This is a genomic window from Nitratireductor aestuarii (genome assembly GCF_014641695.1).
Classification (GTDB): Bacteria; Pseudomonadota; Alphaproteobacteria; order Rhizobiales; family Rhizobiaceae; genus Chelativorans; species Chelativorans aestuarii.
Map to the genome: position 1 here is coordinate 1 of NZ_BMIF01000001.1, position 19316 is coordinate 19316.

Annotated in this window: 23 protein-coding genes; 17 read left to right on the forward strand and 6 right to left on the reverse strand. The window is 56.6% G+C overall.

Annotated features, from left to right (window positions below; genetic code table 11):
* Nucleotides 1–476: 476 nt before the first annotated feature.
* Both IEX27_RS00005 and IEX27_RS00010 read right to left on the reverse strand, forming a co-directional pair.
* Nucleotides 477–953, reverse strand: a complete 477-nt coding sequence (locus IEX27_RS00005; protein WP_188718888.1) for a hypothetical protein — start codon at nucleotides 951–953, stop codon at nucleotides 477–479.
* Nucleotides 954–1753: 800 nt separating this feature from the next.
* Nucleotides 1754–2179, reverse strand: coding sequence for a helix-turn-helix domain-containing protein (locus tag IEX27_RS00010; protein WP_188718889.1), 426 nt, complete (start codon nucleotides 2177–2179; stop codon nucleotides 1754–1756).
* Between the two features lie 72 nt (nucleotides 2180–2251).
* Between IEX27_RS00010 and IEX27_RS21630 the strand changes: the two genes are divergently transcribed.
* The 10 genes from IEX27_RS21630 to IEX27_RS00055 all read left to right on the forward strand — a co-directional run bounded on the left by IEX27_RS21630 (nucleotide 2252) and on the right by IEX27_RS00055 (nucleotide 7275).
* On the forward strand, nucleotides 2252–2449 hold the full coding sequence (locus IEX27_RS21630; protein ID WP_188718890.1) for a helix-turn-helix domain-containing protein: 198 nt from the start codon (nucleotides 2252–2254) through the stop codon (nucleotides 2447–2449).
* Nucleotides 2450–2708: 259 nt separating this feature from the next.
* Nucleotides 2709–2861, forward strand: coding sequence for a hypothetical protein (locus tag IEX27_RS00020; protein WP_188718891.1), 153 nt, complete (start codon nucleotides 2709–2711; stop codon nucleotides 2859–2861).
* A gap of 258 nt (nucleotides 2862–3119) precedes the next feature.
* Nucleotides 3120–3467, forward strand: coding sequence for a hypothetical protein (locus IEX27_RS00025; protein ID WP_244630161.1), 348 nt, complete (start codon nucleotides 3120–3122; stop codon nucleotides 3465–3467).
* A complete protein-coding gene (locus IEX27_RS00030) occupies nucleotides 3464–4147 on the forward strand; it encodes a hypothetical protein (RefSeq protein ID WP_188718893.1) in 684 nt (227 codons plus the stop codon). The genes IEX27_RS00025 and IEX27_RS00030 overlap by 4 nt, the downstream gene beginning before the upstream one ends.
* On the forward strand, nucleotides 4144–4518 hold the full coding sequence (locus tag IEX27_RS21180; protein ID WP_210315480.1) for a DUF1064 domain-containing protein: 375 nt from the start codon (nucleotides 4144–4146) through the stop codon (nucleotides 4516–4518). Before IEX27_RS00030 ends, IEX27_RS21180 begins: the two co-directional genes overlap by 4 nt.
* On the forward strand, nucleotides 4515–5540 hold the full coding sequence (locus tag IEX27_RS00035; protein ID WP_280516428.1) for a DNA cytosine methyltransferase: 1026 nt from the start codon (nucleotides 4515–4517) through the stop codon (nucleotides 5538–5540). The genes IEX27_RS21180 and IEX27_RS00035 overlap by 4 nt, the downstream gene beginning before the upstream one ends.
* Nucleotides 5537–5740, forward strand: a complete 204-nt coding sequence (locus IEX27_RS00040) for a hypothetical protein (RefSeq protein ID WP_188718895.1) — start codon at nucleotides 5537–5539, stop codon at nucleotides 5738–5740. Before IEX27_RS00035 ends, IEX27_RS00040 begins: the two co-directional genes overlap by 4 nt.
* Entirely contained in the window at nucleotides 5737–6234 is a 498-nt protein-coding gene (locus IEX27_RS00045) for a hypothetical protein (RefSeq protein WP_188718896.1), read from the forward strand. Before IEX27_RS00040 ends, IEX27_RS00045 begins: the two co-directional genes overlap by 4 nt.
* Before the next feature lie 96 nt (nucleotides 6235–6330).
* Complete coding sequence (locus IEX27_RS00050; RefSeq protein WP_188718897.1) at nucleotides 6331–6681, forward strand: hypothetical protein; 351 nt, start codon at nucleotides 6331–6333, stop codon at nucleotides 6679–6681.
* Nucleotides 6682–6759: 78 nt separating this feature from the next.
* Nucleotides 6760–7275 (forward strand): DUF6456 domain-containing protein, encoded by a 516-nt coding sequence (locus tag IEX27_RS00055; RefSeq protein WP_188718898.1) that lies wholly within the window; start codon nucleotides 6760–6762, stop codon nucleotides 7273–7275.
* Between the two features lie 520 nt (nucleotides 7276–7795).
* On the opposite strand, the gene IEX27_RS00060 is transcribed toward IEX27_RS00055, so the two are convergent.
* The gene (locus IEX27_RS00060; protein WP_188718899.1) at nucleotides 7796–8062 is read right to left on the reverse strand and encodes a TFIIB-type zinc ribbon-containing protein; all 267 of its coding nucleotides are present in this window, start codon (nucleotides 8060–8062) and stop codon (nucleotides 7796–7798) included.
* 639 nt (nucleotides 8063–8701) lie between these two features.
* Between IEX27_RS00060 and IEX27_RS00065 the strand changes: the two genes are divergently transcribed.
* On the forward strand, nucleotides 8702–9046 hold the full coding sequence (locus tag IEX27_RS00065; RefSeq protein WP_188718900.1) for an HNH endonuclease: 345 nt from the start codon (nucleotides 8702–8704) through the stop codon (nucleotides 9044–9046).
* Nucleotides 9047–9079: 33 nt separating this feature from the next.
* Nucleotides 9080–9256 (forward strand): hypothetical protein, encoded by a 177-nt coding sequence (locus IEX27_RS00070; protein WP_188718901.1) that lies wholly within the window; start codon nucleotides 9080–9082, stop codon nucleotides 9254–9256.
* A 19-nt stretch (nucleotides 9257–9275) separates the two neighbouring features.
* On the opposite strand, the gene IEX27_RS00075 is transcribed toward IEX27_RS00070, so the two are convergent.
* Entirely contained in the window at nucleotides 9276–9695 is a 420-nt protein-coding gene (locus tag IEX27_RS00075; protein WP_188718902.1) for a hypothetical protein, read from the reverse strand.
* A 409-nt stretch (nucleotides 9696–10104) separates the two neighbouring features.
* On the opposite strand from IEX27_RS00075, the gene IEX27_RS00080 reads away from it, so the two are divergent.
* From IEX27_RS00080 to IEX27_RS00100, 5 genes are all read left to right on the forward strand, one after another.
* Nucleotides 10105–10644, forward strand: coding sequence for a hypothetical protein (locus IEX27_RS00080; RefSeq protein ID WP_188718903.1), 540 nt, complete (start codon nucleotides 10105–10107; stop codon nucleotides 10642–10644).
* Entirely contained in the window at nucleotides 10644–12326 is a 1683-nt protein-coding gene (locus IEX27_RS00085; RefSeq protein ID WP_210315481.1) for a terminase large subunit, read from the forward strand. Before IEX27_RS00080 ends, IEX27_RS00085 begins: the two co-directional genes overlap by 1 nt.
* Entirely contained in the window at nucleotides 12323–13606 is a 1284-nt protein-coding gene (locus IEX27_RS00090) for a phage portal protein (protein WP_188718904.1), read from the forward strand. Before IEX27_RS00085 ends, IEX27_RS00090 begins: the two co-directional genes overlap by 4 nt.
* Entirely contained in the window at nucleotides 13578–14030 is a 453-nt protein-coding gene (locus tag IEX27_RS00095) for an HK97 family phage prohead protease (protein WP_244630162.1), read from the forward strand. Before IEX27_RS00090 ends, IEX27_RS00095 begins: the two co-directional genes overlap by 29 nt.
* 241 nt (nucleotides 14031–14271) lie before the next feature.
* Nucleotides 14272–15672: a hypothetical protein gene (locus IEX27_RS00100; RefSeq protein ID WP_188718905.1), complete on the forward strand. Its 1401-nt coding sequence runs from the start codon at nucleotides 14272–14274 to the stop codon at nucleotides 15670–15672.
* On the opposite strand, the gene IEX27_RS00105 is transcribed toward IEX27_RS00100, so the two are convergent.
* Nucleotides 15664–17877: a hypothetical protein gene (locus tag IEX27_RS00105; RefSeq protein WP_188718906.1), complete on the reverse strand. Its 2214-nt coding sequence runs from the start codon at nucleotides 17875–17877 to the stop codon at nucleotides 15664–15666. The two genes, IEX27_RS00100 and IEX27_RS00105, sit on opposite strands and share 9 nt — an antisense overlap.
* A gap of 1044 nt (nucleotides 17878–18921) precedes the next feature.
* Nucleotides 18922–19302, reverse strand: a complete 381-nt coding sequence (locus tag IEX27_RS00110) for a YkvA family protein (protein ID WP_188718907.1) — start codon at nucleotides 19300–19302, stop codon at nucleotides 18922–18924.
* Nucleotides 19303–19316 lie beyond the last annotated feature (14 nt).

A 19316-nucleotide genomic window follows, 5' to 3' on the forward strand; every position in this document is an offset into this window, starting at 1 on the left:
TGAAGGGCGAAAATCAGTTGCCAATGGTCGTCGAAGGCATCAAATTCGCCGACGGCGTTGCCGTCACGACGACGCCAGATCAACACGCCGCCTGATCGGCCCCGTCACCCAGTTCCGACCATAGCTCGAGTGATGCCGATGGCATGAAGCTGCGACCCCGGTGCAATCCCGAGGGCAGGTTGAGCAGCAGGTGCGGGAATCGAAAGTCCTACGGTGCCACCTGAAACAGAGGACGGATTAGCTGAGAGGCGTCCTGGCGAGTGTCCCATTCCCGGCTCCGGCCTTCAGGACAATGCCACGGGTTCCCCCGCCTTATGATCTACGGGTCATGGGGTAGGGGGAATCTTTGGCTGGAACCCTTCCCTCACCATCCTTCAGGGACTTGGAAGATAGGCTCTACAGAGGAAGATTATACACACAGGGGAGCACGGGAATTTCGGGCCCGCTGCAGAGACCTGTCGGAGCGGGGCAGGGCGTCACCCCAAAAGGTCCTCGAATAAATCATTTCTCTTGAGGTACCAGACCGGTCCTCGGAGGCCCAAAACTCCATCCTGACGCAGCCTGCTTAGTTGAGGGCTCAAGCTCGGACGGTCATAGTTCTTCTGGAACTGCTCGTTTATAGCGGCCAAAATATCCATTGCCACCATGCCGTTTGGGGAATCAGACAAAACCTGAACAACGAAGTCTTTGATCGTTCCCCTTCGAATTTTGACGCCGTTTTGGAAGTAGGATCCTGTGGATTTCTGATCGGTTAGGACTCGGTTAACCATAATCGAGTCCGCCTTCGTAGGCTCCGAGAGGATCCCTCGCAGAGCGACATGTAGATCCTCGAGCTCTGCGGTTATATGGCTAACCCTCTGTAGTTTATTAATAATATCGCTGCTTATGAGGGCGACCTCATCTGTGAGGGCCTTCAATCTTTGCAGGGTAAATTCGCGGGTCTCGTTGCTCATGATATCGAGAGACTAGCATTTTCCTAAGAAAATGCAACTAAATGCAATCTGCGATATCAGAGACTTGCTAAAAGCCTGAGTCTTTGGTAGATTGAATCTGTTGCAGTGCCTGACAAAAGAAAAGGCCCGATGGTGGAACATCGAGCCTTGGATTTGTCAGCGTCTCTCGGGCGTGTCAGTGCTATCCGAGAGCGACGACGATACGCTATGTATGGCTAGTCTATACACCTGTTCGCCTGAGACTGCAAGTGGCACGTTCAGAAATGGAGGTGCCCAATGGCAACGCGTTGTTGTCACCCACTCTCCTGGTTCAAGGAGAAGATCAACGCCCCTATCCCTAAAGCGCATAGGGCGAATGTCGCCCAAAGTGTCCGCTCTGTCTCAGTCGACGCAAATATCTCTTCAGCATAATGCTGATCTAGTTGGTCAAGCGCCCAATCCGCTAGTGCAGCGCGCTCCTCTCCGAGATGGCGGACCAGCCCCAACATCGCCCGACTCATCGCCAACCCCTCTGAAATGCCAACCTGTCACTCTACTCGTTAGCACGTGCTTTTCAACACAATCCCCGCAATCACTTCTGTTCATGTTTTGTTCTTGATTAAAACATTCATCTGAGTCAATAGGCTTTGGCAACGGGGGCCTCATGGCAGCGACTGCAGAAAGAGTATACCGGCTAGGATGCTTCGTGATCAGAACGGAGCCGAGCAAGTCACCACGGGAGAGGGTGGTGGCGCGGTTGATGGAGCGCACCGTCAGCGACCTGTCAATGCTTCCGGAGGAGATCGAACGTGATGCGCGAGCTATCGCTGACGCAATGGCTTCTCTGCACGGGGGAGAGTGGTCGATCCAGATTGATCACGAGGCTGGCTTTGTTCTGGTTCGATTGCGTTAGCGCGGATCGAATTCATAATTATCCGAAGAACGATCTCGATGTCCTGCTCTGCCAACCCATCTATCTGCTTGAGCAAGGACAAGATGTCGTCCTGGCTACTAACCCTTCTCGAGCTGTCGCCTTCGCCAGTCAGTAGCCACGCTTCCGAAACTTTGAAAGCATCAGCGTATTTCTTTGATTGGCGGGATATCCCTCGAATGCCCTGCTCGTGCTGGATGTAAGTCTCATACACCCAGCCAAAGCGTTCGGCGGCCTCCTTGGGGGTGCTAAACCCTCGGCTCTTCCGGGCCTGTTCAAGTCGCTTGGCGAAATCTGGGCGGTCATCAAAGTTCATACTATGCATTTTGCACCTTAACGGTATGCATTTCGACTTGACGGCTTGATATGCGTTATGCATATTAGCGCGATGAAGAACCTTGATGTCAGAGAAATCCGGAAGGCATGCGGGCTCACCCAGAGGGAGCTAGCCTCCGAAATGGGCGTGAACCTTTCGACAGTATGGCGCTGGGAAAACGTGTCGCCACCTAGTGGTCCAGCGCGCGCTCTTCTGGCCGCGATGGCAGACCGCGAAAAGTCTCTCCCGAAGAAGGGTAGGGCAGCATGACCCACTCTCTCCCTCCCATCGACAACGACGATCTCATTGACTGGCATGAACACGCGCTCGTCCGCCCATATGGATGCTGGCCCTTCGTAGCCGCCATGATTGGCTCTTGGGCCGCTGTTGCTGCAGTTCTGTGGAGTTTGCTGCCATGACCAATTCGCGGGCTTCCTCCTCCCGGCTCGCGAGTACAGCTAGGGTGGGCTGTTCCCCCCGGCCCACCCTAGCGTCCCTTTACCCGGCTCCCCGGAACACGGGCAAAGACATGAGTGCCTACAGCCTATTCCTGCTTGGCTACGACACGCACGAGATTTCCCTGCGGCTCGGCATCAGCGAAGCGAAGGTACTCAAGCGCATCACCATTGCTCGCGATGTAGCGAACAACACTCACACCGAGTTTGAGGGTCGTTTGCTATGACCTCGCTCATTGGAATTTGCGGGAAGCAGACCGCGCAGCGTATCTCGATCCGCTTCCCTAAGCGCGAGGGACAGTCGCGCATTCGTATTCTCAGCCTGTCCGTTCCGGCGCGTCCGCTCCTCAAGAACCCGCAAAAGTCTAGCAGCAGCAGCGCCCAAGTCTTCCATGTAGTTCTGTCTCCCTTCGTCCATGCCCTTAATCTGGCATGGAGAAGCAAGCATGACGTGCAGAGAAATTCAGCATCAGGAGCGCAAAGTAATGAGTAGCGCGACCGCGGCATCTGATTATGTGCGCCGCATGATTGAAAAAGAAACGAGAGGTTGGGGCGACCAGCGCAATGCTATGTCTCGTCTTGAGAGACGCTACAGCATTCCATTCTGGTCTCTAAACAACCTCCGTACAGGCAGGGCGAAAACAGTCGAGGCTGGTTTGTTCTCGCGCATTCGGTCCGCGTACCTGGACCTATGCGAGCGAGAGCTGGCCAAGCTGCAACATGAACTCGCGATTGAGAAGGCCCGACACCCTCATGATGATTTTACGGATCTGGAAAGCGAGGCTGAAGAACTGCGTTCTCGCCTGCTGGCGAAGAAGGAAGCGATCGGATGAGTGAAGTGAGAGCACCTTCTGCCCGCGGCCTCTTTAGGGCCACAGGCAACAAACCAAAGCCTGTCCGCCTCTTAGTCGATGGGGAGATCATCGAAAGCGATTCCCTGACGCGCGAGAAGGATGACTTTTACCCGACGCCCCCAGAACCGACGCGAGCATTCCTTCACGCCGAGATAGACCGCCTCCGTGACTTCGGCACCATCTGGGAACCGGCAGCCGGCGACGGCGCGATGATTCGAGAGATGGAATCGCTCGGCCTTGCCGTCAGGGCGTCCGACCTTGTCGATCGGGGATGCGAAGCTGATATCCGGTCCTTCTATGACTTCCCCGTGGCCCCGGCTGCAGCAATCGTGACCAACCCACCATTTCAGGAATGCGGGTGGGGCAATGGTCGCGCTCGATGGCTCTGCCATGCGCTCGATAGCCTCAAGGTCGAATACATGGCGTTGCTGCTCAATTGGTCTTGGCCGGGAGCAGGAGGGCTGGCGCCTTTCTGGGCCAAGTATCCCCCGGCCCGGGTCTATCTCATGCGGTGGAAGATCGACTTCACCGGTCAGGGCGCGCCGCCAATGCTCAATGCTTGGTTCGTCTGGGATCGAGCGCACGCGGGTGAAACCGTCCTGCGCATGCTCGATCGTAAGGACGCGCGCCAAGGCGAGCTCTTCGCGGAGGCGTCATGACAGCAATGTCAGCAGCAGAATACCGCGCCCAAGCTGCAAAGCCAAAGCGCAAGAACAAGTACAACGCCAAGCGCGTGACCGTAGGCGACCGCACCTACGACAGCCATGCGGAGATGGTCTACGGCGAGCAGCTGCTGCTGTTGGAAAAGTCCGGTCTTGTCGGAGGCATCGAGCGCCAGAGGGCCTTCAAGATCCTCGGCCCGAAGGGCGAGCTTATCACCACGTATCGCGCCGATTTCGCCTTCTGGGATCACGCCGAGGGCCGTTTTCGGGTGGTCGACGTAAAGGGCGTCGAGACGCCTGTTTTCAAGATGAAGCGCAAGCTTATGCGCGCGTTCCTCGGCATCGAAGTGGAGGTCGTGAAGTCGTGAGATATCTGTCAGTCTGCTCCGGCATCGAGGCCGCGACGATGGCTTGGCACCCACTCGGGTGGGAGCCGGTCGCCTTCTCCGAGATCGAGAAATTCCCCTCACAGGTTCTCGCCCACCATTATCCGAGTGTCCCCAACTGGGGAGACATGACCAAGTTTCAGGAGTGGCCCAATGCAGATGTCGATCTTCTCGTTGGCGGAACCCCCTGCCAGTCGTTCAGTGTCGCGGGACTTCGCAAAGGACTTGATGACCCACGCGGCAACCTCATGCTCACCTATCTTGCAATCGCTCGACGCTATCAGTCCCGTTGGCTGGTCTGGGAGAACGTCCCCGGCGTCCTGTCTTCCAACAGAGGACGGGACTTTGCAGCCTTTATCCGAGGGTTGGAAGAATGCGGGTATCATGCGGCCTGGCGAGTGCTTGACGCTCAGTATGTCAGAGTGGACGGCTTTGCCAGAGCAGTTCCCCAGCGACGACGGCGTGTGTTCGTTGTCGGATATCTTGGAGACTGGCGACGTGCCGCAGCGGTACTTCTTGAGCCCCAAGGCATGCACGGGCATCCTGCGCCGAGCCGACAAGCGGGGAAAGCAGTTGCCCCCACAATTAGCGCGCGCCCTACAGGCGGTGGCGGACTTGGCACCGATTTCGACCTAGATGGCGGGCTAATCGCCTCAACCGGCGACGTTGCAGTCGCCTTCAATCCGAAGGCAGGCGGCAACAAGACCATTGGCAAGAGCTACCTAGAGGACGGGACTAGCTACACGCTGGATACCGACTGCACAAGTGTAGCCATCGCAACTGGCGGTTGGGCGGTTCGTCGCCTCACGCCTACCGAATGCGAGCGCCTACAGGGGTTCCCTGACGGGTTCACCGATATCAAGCCCAACGGAAAGCCGACTGCTGACGGGCCGCGCTACAAGGCGCTTGGCAACAGCATGGCTGTAAACGTCATGCGTTGGATCGGCCAGCGCATTCAGCATGTCGAGAAACTTGCACCAGCTGTCAGCCGGAGAGCTGCATGAGCCGCTCCTTTGGAACACTAGCTGAAAGCTTCGAAGCACAAGCCCGCGCCAAACGCGTGTGGCTAGAGACATTTTCCGAGGGCCGCAACAAGCGCCCAGACCATGAGATTGAGCACAAGCGCGAGGAAATGGAGTGCCTGGAAGAAGGCGCTCAATGGTTCCGCCGCGCTGCCGCAAGAGACAAGGGGAGAGTGGCATGACTGACGCAGAGATGATTGCAGCATTAGCCGACAGGCTAAATCCAGAGGAATTGAAAGCGCTGGCGGGCCGCCTCAAGCAAAAAAAGCGGGAGGAAATCAAGCCGACGCCGAAAGAACTCTCAGACTTCGAGACCATTTGGAACGAGCGCAAGAAGTTCACCAAGCGCCCCGGCGATCCAAAGAAGCCAGCTCTTCTGAAGTACTGCCGTCAGATGCGTGAGAAGCCGGTCAGCGTAGAAGAGATCCTATACGGCATCCGCAACGAGTACGGCGTCAGGAAGGACCGGCCAGAGTTCTACTGCCAGATGGAGACCTTCATAAACCAGCGGCGGTGGGAGAACTACGACTTCGCCAAGGCCCAAGCTGCAGCCCGCAGGATAGCGCAACAAGTGCCTCAAGCCTCAAACGTGGTGCCAATGCGCGCGCAGCATAAGACGGCGTTCCTGATCGAATGGGAGCGCCAGCAGGCAGAGAAGAAGTCGATGGGAGGATAAGTGATGCCGCCGAGATGTCAGACCTGGAATGGACCCCTGAGCTTTGGGCCATCGCAACAGGCGATTGGGGAAATTGGGAAGAGCAGGAACTAGGCCATGAACGCACATGTCAAACTAAGCCGGGAAGAACGCGTAGCCATCGCAAGGGCAATCTTCGTCGGCGCGTCGTTTCAGGAGGTATCAGCCGAATTTGGGATCTCCACAGCCGCTGTCATGTCTGCGGTGGAGAGTGTGCGCCGTGTTATTGCACGGAGTGCGAAGGCTATCCCGGCAGTGCCAGCGAACAGGAACACTATCCGGATGCCCTCGAACCGGATGCCCTCGAAGCAGAAGCCGCAGTTGACCGTGTGGCCGCTTCGATCGGCAGTGGGGCAAGAACTGGGTATCGTCGCCGCGCGTAAGGACCGCGAACCGTCCATGCCGTTCGTGAGCATCCTCCACAAATAGCAGCCCAACATTCTCAAAAGGCGGGACAATCCATTGAAGGCAAAGCGCAGCAGGAAGATCAAGAAGGTGCGGACAAAGATGATCGGCAACATCGAGATTGTCACAATGGACGTTCCCAACCCGGCGTGGCGATATGATCTGGACAAAGTGCCAGGCTTCCCGAAGGAAATACGCGCTGCAGTCAACTGCCGCGAGAGCCCGATCGTCTGGATGCTCGCGCATGGTCAACTGGAGAAGCATCAGGCAGAGGCAGCCAGTGAGTTCCGCAGGCATTATGAGACCGCCGGCGCGGCCGATCTCAAGGCAATGGACTACATGAAAGAGCCTGTAGACGGCAGCGCACCCGGCGACGTGCTGACTGACAGGAAGATGGCCTCCACCGACAAGCTGAAGAAAGCATACAACGTGCTAGGCCCTTCGGGGTACAGCCTCGTTCAAAGCGTCTGTGGCGACTGCATATGGCTCAAGGACCTAGCTCCGACGAAACGACGCCAGTGGGAAGCAGGGAAGATCCTAAAAGGGTGCCTGGATGCTCTTGCTGTCGAATGGGGCTACTTCAAGCCGCCGATCCGCGTCTGGCGAAAGGCTGGATAAACTTGGATGTCCGTTCCGCTTCCAACGACGGAAGAAAGATGTCAAAGTACGCAATAGATCCGTCGCCTTGGACAAAGGACGAGATGAATATGTCCGATGCCTACTTCACTTTGCGGAAGGTAAGTGTCCCGGCTTTTCCGGCTTCGGACGGTTGGCGGTGCACGGCGTTAACGGTTGGCGGGACGACAAGCTACTGCTTAACCAACAAGAGGACCCGCGCCGAGCTGATATGGAGCTGGCACGAGGTGTGGCCGGATGTTCACAAGTGCATCTTGGAGGGGCGGAAGCTCATCGACCAGAAAAGTTTCACACGTGGTGACTCGTCTGGCCAACAGCGCATCAGAAAGCCACGACCAAGAATCCTATAAACAAGGGTTGGTGATGTTCAGAACCCGAATGTTGACGGTTGGAACCCATTGCGCTACATACAGCATACGTTGGTGATTTGTGTTCGAAGGGCTGCTGAGAGGCGGCCTTTTTGATTCAGGAGCGAACCAAGCCGCCTAACAGCGCACCATCTTTAGAAGTCGAATATATCACCCAGGAACGATTTCCGCTTCTTGTACGGACGATCGTACCGATCTTTGTCATCGCGGTAGCGGGTGTCCTCGCGGTAGCCTTGTTCTCTGACTGGCTGTGGTGCCCGCTGCTCTACAGCAGACCGTTCAATGATCTTGTCCAGTTCGCCACGATCGAGCCACACGCCGCGGCACTTCGGGCAGTAGTCGATTTCAATGCCTTGCCGGTCGGACATTACAAGCTCGGCGTCGTCTATCGGGCACTTCATTGCCTATACTTCTCCTGTGAGTACGGCATTAGTGTGCTATAGCAGTGCAGCGAGATTGAGGCGGTGTTCATCAGCGGCGCAGGAAGCAGATGCGTCGTCTACTTGCCAAAAACTTCGTGACAGCGACTTGTTTCCCACATCCCCCAAGAGTCGCTTGAAGCCAAGATTTGCTCAATCTTCCCATTCCGAGAGACGATTCGGACCTCGCACTGGACAGTCATGGTGCCTCCAGGCGTGGTATTCACGAAAGCCGTGTTTCCATAAACGTTGACGGTAGAGGTGCTAGGCATAGCGTAATGGCGTGGTCGTTCTGACCATTGGTACATCATCCGTCCATCGTTCATTTGATAGGAGCTAGATGGCGGCCCATACTGCAGGAAAAAGTTGTCGGTGCTTTGCCCGATGAACTTTGTTTCAAGCGCCTCGTTTGCCTGCTGTGTGGTTGTGCAAGCGCTAGTGGCCAGTAGCACACCTAACACCACCAAAGCGTTTCTACCGATCATATTCATCCCCCGTGAATGGGGGACGTTTGTGCTTAACATCGGGAGAATGTCAAGGCCTAGCCACCTTAAGAGCAACTAGCAGACAAGCTGACCATGCAGGAACGCAAGCACATCGAAGGATGCGGTGGCGGCAACCTTGGCTAAGCTCCGTACGCTGAAGCCACTGGTCGGCAAGATGGCCCCACGCCTCGGCTACCAGTCAGGCAACGAGCAACAGCGCAGCCGCTTTCGTGATCAGACACAGGAATGGCGCGCTTGGTACAAGACCGCACGATGGCAGAAGCTACGGTGGTCGGTTCTGGTACGCGACAACTTCACCTGCAAGATGTGCGGCAAGGTAGACGCGAGCAAGGGCGGTCTCCACTGCGACCACGTAGAGCAGCACCACGGAAACGAGGATGCCTTCTGGGCTGGTCCTTTCCAGACATTGTGCGCACACTGTCACAACGCAGTGAAACAGCAGGCAGAGCGTCGGCGTTAGGCCGGCATTGATACCAAAGCACGAAGGATCACCATGAACTGGGGCATTGAAGATGTGGCTGCTGCGCTGCTGCTCCTGTCGATTGCAGCAGTCGGTCTTTGGTGTGTGTTCTCGCTGGTTCCCCCCGGAGTGATGCGCGTGCTGTCAGTCGTTGCCATGATCGTGGCCGTAGCAGCGGTGTGGGCTCATCTTGCTGTCGGCATCTTCTAGAAGCGTCGATAGCCCGGCGCTATGCTTTATACACACCGCTGTAGCCGAAATCCGCTCGGCAGCTAGGGCACTTGTATGGATGGCCGGGAGTATTTCGATCCTGGGCGACCATGATATAGAGTCCCTTGGCTTCGCATGCTGGACAATATGGCCGCCCTTTAGGACTCCCTTCCACGTTCTGATAGCGAAACCCATTGTAGTCGATCAAGTTCTCAGCTCTATACCTCAGCTGATCGTTCAGTCGTGATATCTCTTGATCTTTCATTCTAAGGTCTTCGAGGACATCGACCAACCCCAGTTTGGCTTCAGCTAACGCTTCCGTCAGTTCTGCAATTTTCAACTTAAGAGACGCTTGATCGAGCTGGGCATCGATTTCCTTGATCTCCTTAACAATCGTCAACGCCGAGCTGACAGCCGCTATCGATCCAGCAATGTCCACGCTTACCTCCCCCCCAGGTTTTTCAGACAGATACCTAACCTGATGCGACGCGTGTAGACAAGAGACAGGTGAGCAACCATGTGGGACGCCAAGCCAGGCGAAATCTACCAAGACGCAAGCGGCCGTAGATGGCTCGTCACGCATCGCTACACCGAACCCACCGTCGGCCTCCAAGAGATACGGCCGCTCTTGGGAGTAGGTGATCGGCCTCAAGAAATGTTCGGCGGCGTTTCTGGTTTGATGTGGGACGGCTTCGCCAAGTTGCATGATGCTCCAGCCTCACGCCACGCGACACGGGCCGGGGGTGGGTCAAAAGTCTGAGACCCTCTTCGCTCCTAGACCCGCGGCCCACACATTCAGAGATTTTTTCCTCCACGGGAGTTCGCAACCGCGAACCTGATGCGTACCCATGAGCAAATCTGACAAGCCGATCGACTGGAAAGGCATAGAGAGCGATTACGCTGCAGGCCGCATGAGCGTGCGGGAAATAGCCCGGTGGTACGGTCTTTCAGAGGCCGCAATCCGCAAGAAGGCCAAGCAAGCCGGTTGGGTGCGCAGTGCGAACCCCGGACATATCGAGCGAAGCGCCATCGTGAAGGTGGATATCCCGCCGCTGCCGAATGATCCGCATGACCTTGTAGGCAAAGCGCGCGCGCTGGCAGGCCGCATGATGGAAGAGTTGGACACGATGACGTCGCGCCAGGATGAACTCGAGGCGATCATCTTCGAGGAGGAAAGCGACCCGCGCCGGCGCCAGGCTCTGATGAAGGTCATTTCACTAAGCGAGCGTGCGAAAACGCTGAAGGACATCAGCGCAACTTTGAAGACCGTCAACGAGGCGTCGGCTCCTGAAGGCAAGAAGGCTCAGCGGCAAGCTAATGCGGAGCAGATCGCTCAGCAGGGCAGGTTTCAGCCTCGTTCTGGCCCACGTCTGGCGGTGATCAAGTAGTGCAGCCGAAGTGGAGTACGGCGTGCCGCGATTGGGAGCGCCGGATCGTTGCCCAGCGGAGCTTGATACCCTTCTCCCCGCTGTTCCCTGACGAAGCCGAGCACGCGCTAGCCGTCTTCAAATCTCTCCGCGTTGTTGACCTGCCGGGTCAGCCCACGTTCGGTGAGGTGTGCGAGCCGTGGGTCTTCGATTTCGTCGCGGCGATTTTCGGTGCCAATGATCCGGAGACCGGCAATCAGCTTATCTCTGAGTTCTTCCTGCTCATCAGCAAGAAGAACACCAAGTCGACGATTGCAGCGGGCATCATGCTCACGGCTCTTATCATCAACTGGAGGCATGAAGAGGAACTGCTGATCCTGGCGCCCACAATCGAAGTGGCACAGAACAGCTACAAGCCAGCGGCCGCAATGGTGCGCGTGGACGATGAGCTATCCGAACTTCTGCACGTCCAGGATCATCGCAGGACCATTACCCATCGCGTGACGAAAGCGGCGCTGAAGGTGGTGGCGGCGGATACCGATACGGTCTCAGGCAAGAAGTCCGGGCGCATTCTGATTGATGAGCTGTGGGTGTTTGGTAAGAGGCCGAATGCCGACGCAATGCTGCGCGAAGCAACAGGCGGCCTGGTATCGAGGCCCGAGGGCTTTGTCATTTACCTATCGACACAGAGCGATCAGCCTCCTTCCGGGGTTTTCAAGGCCAAGCTGGATTACGCGCGTGACGTCCGGGATGGGCGGGTGGAGGACAATCGGTTTCTCCCGGTGATCTATGAATTCCCGCGGAAGATGGTCGACAGGGATGAGCATCTGGACCCGGCCAATTTCTACGTGAGCAACCCGAATCTTGGACGCTCGGTGCGGCAAGACTGGCTTGAGGCCGAACTGAAAAAGGAACTGGCGAGCGGGCCGGAAACGCGCAACGTCTTCCTTGCCAAGCATCTGAACATCGAGATCGGCCAAAACCTGATGGCCAACCGCTGGCCCGGTGCTGATTTCTGGCCGAAGCGGAAGCTTGAGGGCTTGACGCTGGAGCATTTGCTTTCGGTCTCCGAGGTGTGCGTCGTCGGTATCGACGGCGGCGGCCTCGACGACCTGTTCGGGCTGTCTATCATTGGCCGGCACCGCGAGACGCGCGACTGGCTGGTCTGGTCACACGCCTGGTGCCACGAAGGCGTTCTCGAACGGCGCAAGTCTGTCGCTAGCAAGCTGCGCGATTTCGAGCGCGACGGCGATCTGACCATCGTCAAGGATGAGCTAGGCGACATCTCGCAGATCATCGAGATCATCGACGACATCAAGCAACGCGGTCTGCTCGCGTCGGTCGCGGTGGATCCGGCCGGCCTGGGCGAAATGATTGAGGCCCTGGACGAGATCGGGGTCACGCAAGAGGCTGGCAACCTGATCGGCGCTCCTCAAGGCTACGCCATGATGAATGCCATCAAGACTGCCGAGCGCAAGCTCGCGAACGGCACGATGAAGCATGACGGGTCGGCTCTCATGGCCTGGTGCGTCGGCAACCTGAAGATTGAACCCACGGCCACGGCCATCCGGGCGACCAAGCAGAACGCGGGCGATGCCAAGATCGACCCCGTGATGGCGATGTTTGATGCCGTCACCATTATGAGCCGCAACCCGGAAGCGAAAGCGTTCGATGTCAACGCCTGGATAGCGAGTTACGCATGAATTGGCTCACAAGATTGCTCCGGCTCGGCGGGGCCAAAGACATTGAGCCGTGGCGCGGCGGTCAGGTTTCGACGGAGAACGGGAACAATTTCGTCACCAATCAGGTGAGTGTTGCGGACTATCGCGACTCTCGTTTCAGCCAGCCGGCAGCAGCTGTCGGTCTCTCGGCCACCTGGGCATGCGTGCAGCTGATTGCCGGCACTATCGCATCACTGCCGTTGATGATCTATCGCACAGACAGCACAGGCATTCGGCGAGTTGCAAAGGATCACCCGCTTTACTTCGTCCTGCATGACAGCCCAAATTTCGACCAGACAGCAGTAGATTTTTGGGAGGTTATTTCCGCCAGCATAGAGCTTCATGGCAATGCTTTTGCTCTGATTGAACGTCGAAGCGATGGGGTCATCAACGCTCTGCATCCAATCCGGCCCGATATCGTCACTGTCCGCCGCACGGAAAGCGGCGACCTCGAGTACGAGTGGACCGAGAATGGCCGTCGGAACGTCAAGCGCGATAGTGACGTGCTGCATATTCGCGGGCCGCTTGGTGATGCGCTCTCGGGAGCATCTACCCTCTCGATCTGTCGTAACGTCTTTGATGACGCCATGTCGGCGGAAAACGCGGCGAGCGCTGTCTTCAGGAATGGAGTGAACCCAAGCGGCATCCTTTCCACTCAGGACGCGACGAGGCTCACGCCTGAGCAGCGCAAGGAACTCGAGCAACTGCTGATCGAGAAATACCAAGGGTCTCTTCGTCGAGGCGTTCCCATGCTGCTCGATAACGGGCTGAAGTGGCAGCAGCTTTCGATCAATCCGGAAGACGCACAGATGCTTGAGAGCCGCAAGTTCAGCGGCGAGCAGATCTGCAGAATATTCGGCGTCCCGCCTGCCATGGTGGGGTTCGGAGACAAGGCGTCCAATTGGGGCACTGGCAAGGAAGTTGATGTTCTCGGCTTCCAGAAATTCACACTGCGCAAGCGCCTGAAGCGTATCGAGCAAGCCCTTCTGAAGCAGCTCGTTCCTCTGGCGGAGCGCCGGGCTCAGGGCATCACCATCGAATTCAACTTCGAAGGCCTGCTGCGCGGAGACACAGCCAGCCGATACGAAGCCTACGAAAAGGCAATTCGGATGGGCATTGCCACCCGTAACGAGTGCCGGGCCCTGGAAAACCTACCCCCGATCGAGGGCGGTGATGTGGTGACCGTGCAAATGCAGGACATCCCGCTTGCTGACGCCATCAACGGAGATCGAAATGGAAAAGAAGACGGCTCCGGTTCTTGAGATCAAGTCGCTCAAGGAGAGCGGCGAGTTCGAGGGCTACGGTTCGACTTTCGGCGGTGAGCCAGACGCTTACGGCGATGTCATCGCTCCCGGCGCTTACACCGAAAGCCTTGCTGAACATAAGGCCAAAGGCACCATGCCAAAGCTCTTTTGGCAGCACAATTCGCAGGAGCCGATCGGCAAATGGCTTGAAGCCAAGGAAGACGATCACGGCCTGCTGATGGCCGGAAAGTTGAACATGGGTGTTCAGCGTGGCCGCGAGGCTTATGCGCTTCTCAAGGAAGGCGACATCGACGGCCTTTCGATCGGCTATCGTATCAAGGAGTACAGCGTCGACACTGAGACTGGTGTCTGGACACGATGCGAATTTCGTGCAGGAGCAGGACAGCAGAACCGCGGCCGAGGGGCAGTCTTTCAAGCCTGATGTGAATTGGGTTCGTACTGCTGGCTTTGCCGCCCCCGGTGATGGTGGTGGTGCGCTCTATAAGCGCGTATCGTCTGAGCCGTCCCACGCTGGTAAATTCCAGTCGGCCGATGGTGCGTGGTGGGAGATTGATGAGGTTGTGCCAAACGTGCGTATGTTTGGGGCTAAAGGCGATGCAACCACAAACGATCAGGCCGCCGTTTCTGCTGCCGTGGCTTTTGCCTACTCAAGGGGTTTGGATATGTACTGGCCGTCTGGTCAGTACCTGACTACCGCCAGCATTACGAACTTGCACAACGTCCGCCATCGCGGTTCCGGCTCAGTAAAGCGCGGCAGCGCTTTGTTTTATGTCGAGCCCGGCAAAAGCAACAGCAACATTATTTACGTGGCCACGACCGGTAACGCCAACAACGACGGGCTCTCCGCGTCTCAACCTATCAATACGATGCAGGGCGGGCTCAACGCGATGGAGAGCTACGGCCCGGTGCTCAACGGTTCGTGGACGCTCCAGGTCGCGGCCGGCACGTACGCGGAAGAGGTCACCACCGGCCTTCGCTCCGCCAACGCGGTCAACATCAAGGGCCCCGATGTCTCGGGGGGCGTGCCTACCGTGATTTTGGACGGCGGTTCAGGCGCCCGAAGCTTCGGCATCTACGCAGGGCCCTACATCAACTTCAACGTGTTCGACATCAAGGCGCAGAACTACTCCGCCTACGGCTTCGTGGCGCACAACGCCAGCATGATGAACCTTTACAACTGCCACAGCTCTGGGTCGACTGAAGCGCAAGCTAACGCGGAAGACCGATCGCGCCTGTACATCCTCGGCGGCATATACAATGGCGGCAAGTACGGCGTGCGCATCTACTCGCAGTCGACCGGCTCGATCCGCAAGGACACCCGGTACAACACAGCGGCGCAGTTCAACAACGCTACGGCTGCCGGCATCTACATCCGCGAGAACAGCAACGCGCGCGCCGATGACTTCACGTCTAACGGCTGCGGCATCGCAGCTAACGCGGCGAACGGCCGGCTCCACATCGTAAACGCCACGATCACCAACGCCCCGGTTGCCTGCCAAGCTGATCGCGGTGGTGAAATGTACGATGACGGTGTCACCTACGGCACCGGCGTTACCGTACGCCGCAGGCGCCTGTCGGGCGGGCGGTTCCTCGCCCAATCCTCGGCGGTGTCCGAGAACAGCTTCATCAATACCGCCGAGCTTGTTCACACAGGCTCTACGACGCTAGCCACGTTGTGGCAGGGGCCATCCATTGAGGCCTTGGAGCTCAGCAATCCCGGTAGGGCCATAGAGGTGGAGATCCGTGGCAAGTGGGGCTCCGGCGCTACCGCCACTACGCTCTACATCGCGCTGGAAGGTAGCACCGGGAACCTGTCGCAGGTGAACTCGCCGACGAACTCGCCCAACGTGTTCGTCATCCGAGCGGTGATCATCCCACGTGGCGTCAACTCACAGCTGGTGCACACCGAGCTGTTCACCCATGCGGCGGCCTCCTTCACCGCTACCGCAGCGCCCCGGACGGTGGACGTATCTACCGACAGGGCGATCCAAGTGCGCGCGCTGCTCGGCAACTCGGCCGACAGCGTCACCATCGACTACATCAAAATTACGCGGCTAGGTTAAATGTGGAGAGAGGACGACGTCACCTTCACTCGTACGACAAATCTTCGCTTGGATGTATAGGGAAACTACCCGATTGATCACGTTCCAACGAATCGCACTTCCAAACTCTCCCGTGAGATGCAGCCATAGCGACCTCACTGTATCTAGGTCGTTTAGGATGCCGGCATGGTGAAGCCTACTTAGGCATGCTAACGCCAGGTCGACGCTGTCCGATTCGAACGTGCGATACCTAAGAGCGAACGATCTAAACTGTCGCTGCTGTGTGTCTGGAACGATTTCCGTGATTTGGTCCTTTGCCTCGCGCCACTCAGCTTCAACGTTTCTGGGTTCTATCATTAATCCGCTAGACCATGGTTCACCAAGTAATCCGTGTTCTTGCAGGAGTTGTTCCCGTTCAGCATTGTCACGGGGGCTTTCATAACGCAGTGATGCAAGAACTGGGTTGGTCAGATTGATGATATCAAGCTGTGTTTTGGCGCTCCGGAAAACGTCATAGCCCATCCTTTTCGCGGCGAAGAGAGCTTTAGATTGAATCGGCCCAAACTCTGGGCAACTGATGTTGCTTCTGAATCTATCGGAGCAATGAAGGCCGTTTCGGAAGAAGAGATAATGGTTCTCCATTTTTTCCAAAGCGCTACGCCCTGGGATGGATTTGAGTTCATCAGAGAAAAGCTTGTGCAAACGATCAAGAGCAGCCTTTGACGGGGTGAGTGCAGATTTTCGATGTCGATCGAAATAGGCTTTGCAGAACTCGTCGACGCTTGGGATATCAAGCTCAGTACCAAATAGCGTGCGGGAATAGTAAGGCCGCGCGCATATCTCACCGTAGAAACCGTTGAGGCGCGCGGTCTTCAGAAGGCGATTGGCGAGTGTCACCGGCCGATACGAATAGTATGACCCAAGATTGTAGCTCCAATGACTTCCACCAAGAATGCCATCTGCAAGCGGCACCTTTTCGCGCGGGAGAGCATCGAATTTGTAGGAGTAGAGGGATGATACCTCTTGGGCGACCTTGAGATCATTAGGTTCGGCGGCAGAGTAGTGGCTGTTGATCCGGACTCTTTCTGAGCAATCGGGGAAATTAGTGACGGCGCTGAACACCAGTCTGCTGTCAAGCCCGCCAGACAGATCCGTGACCACATGGTTGAAGGAAGGATGCTCTAAGACGGACCTGACGTTCGCGAGAATTTCGTCTTTTGCCTCAAGGAGTAGTTCCTCATACCGGAGCGGATCAAAGGGGGCCTGGTTTTCGAGTGCTGCTCTTAGGCTGGTATCATGAAGCTGGATTTTTCCATTTTTGACGTGAATGCGCTTATCAACCGGTAGCAGACGGACTGGGCTTACTTCCATTTGATGGGTGAAGTTCTGGTGGAATGCCTGCATGGTAGCGAACGCAAACGTTGCTTCATATCTGGCAGGGTCCAAGCTAAGTTTAACGCCTAAGGAGGATGCGAGCAGGAGCAGCAAGTGGTAGCTATTCGAGACTAGAGCCGTCCCATTCATCTCAAGGTAGTATAATTTCGCTATGCCAAAATAGTCACTGCCGCACACAACGGTTGACGTCGAAGGATCTGTAGCAAGATAAGTGTAATTCCCTGTCGGCTCATCTCGGAGAATGTCTGTAAGTTCATTCACATCGTGAAGTCCGAACAATAATCTTCGTTTGTGGAAGCACGATCCTGAAAACACGAATGAACAGTTTGAGCCTTCCGTGAATACCCCGGTATTGGCCATTATGCAGGATCCATCGTCGAGAATGTGTGTCTCGAGGCGCTGGTCAGCTGCAAAAAGTTCAAGTTGCTCTTTAGATTGTATGCCGCCGCTGATGAGCAGGAAGTCGGCATATGGATACGAAGCATGAAACACATCTTCAAAAACTGGTTCCGGAACGGAGCCGTTTATGAATGCGTTAAAGCCATCGGCATCGGATCGATTGAGGAACAGTATCGGGTGAGAGAACGACATCGTATTGACCCCGCCTCTCTTGATGTGTCCCTGGATCGAGTAAAGACCGCTTTCCGTTAGCTCCCATGAAAAATCGTTCTCAGTTGTCCAGGTAGCACTTCGCTGGAGAACCTGCCCGCCCTTCAACAGGTATGTGTAGAACAAGTCATCCTTCTGAACGCCGCCCTCCGGCAAGAGCGTTGCACTCAGATGCCCGTTAATCTCAGTCGTGTCGAACTCGCATCGCGTCTGTCGCGTCATAACCCGATCCTGTTCTTTGATACAGAAGTCCCCGCTAACGAAGTGCATGGATACCCGCCGTCTGCGCTCTTCTAAAATGGTCAATGACCAGCTGCAGCGGCCAGCCACGACGGGAATCGCTGCCCTTACGAAGGGGTGGCTGACCGCTGCCCGTGAGCTAATAGCTGGTGCAATTTACGCTGTTGCCGAAGCGATTACAGTTGGTTGTCACCGTTCTGCGCTGAGAGGCCGCCGCATGAGTGGCCATGCTTTGACTTGCAGCATCCATGGATGCCCGGGCTTGCCCACGGGAAGATCTGGATTCTGTCATTATGCACGTGGCCATCTCGTTTGTTCCGGGCTGAAATCCATATGAAGCGCATCGCTTACTGAAATAGGCGAGCTGATGCTCTTGGGTTGCTGTCATATACCAGGCTGGTGATTCAGCCCGTCCTATGCCCCCATTCTGGCATCCCGATAGCGTAAACAGCGCAACGCAAAAAAAAAGTACCCTCATCCAACACTCCCTCAAAACCAACGTTCATACCTAGCACAACAATTCAGAAGGACCAGACCGATGGAAGCAAACTTCCCGCGATCACTGTCGCTTGTGCGGGCAATGACCAACGCATGAGAGTGGATGAGTGGCAGCAGCGGGGGGGGGAGGCCGAGCTGCTGCCGACGGCAATTTAGCATGGAATATCACATGCGGAAGACGGTGGTTCAATGCAGTCGACCGACAGAGTGGGAGCAAAATCGGTTCGCCCACTCTGCCGACCTGCCACCACCCCGGAAGTTTATCTTCCTCGGTCTTGATCTGCTCAGCAATCTATCCGTTCGGTGGAAGGTTAATCGAATTTGGTGCGCATGAAAAAGCCCGCCCGGGAGGAGGATGGGCGGGCTTATCTAAGATGCAGCACGGGAGGAGGGTGTGCTGCATTCGTGTCGGCGGTTCATCTAGGAGGAGGAGACGGCCGACGGCCCGGTACCTAGGAAAAATAGCCTCGTCTGACCACCTTAAACTACAGCGGTGCGGCGATCTGACCGTGTGTGCCGACCTTTAGTTCAGTTCAGGCCTGATGGCCAAAGCCACCAGAGGAGAAGAGCTACCGCGACAAACCACAGAGCGACGACAATGATGAGCCCGACTGTGCTTGATGGCCGCTCCAATCGCTCTGCAGCCATTGCGCGAAACTCTTCCATGAGACCAGCTGGGATGAGACGGACTGCCAGAAGGATGCCGATCGGCAGGATCAGCACGTCATCGAGATAGCCAAGAACCGGGATGAAGTCCGGAATGAGATCGATCGGGGATAGCGCGTAAGCAGCTACTGCAGCGGCAACGACCTTCGCAATCAGCGGTGTGCGAGGATCGCGGGCGGCAAGCCAAAGAGCAAGCACATCGCGCTTTATTGCACGCGCCCAATTCCGTAGCCGGTCCCACATCTTCGGGCTCCTCA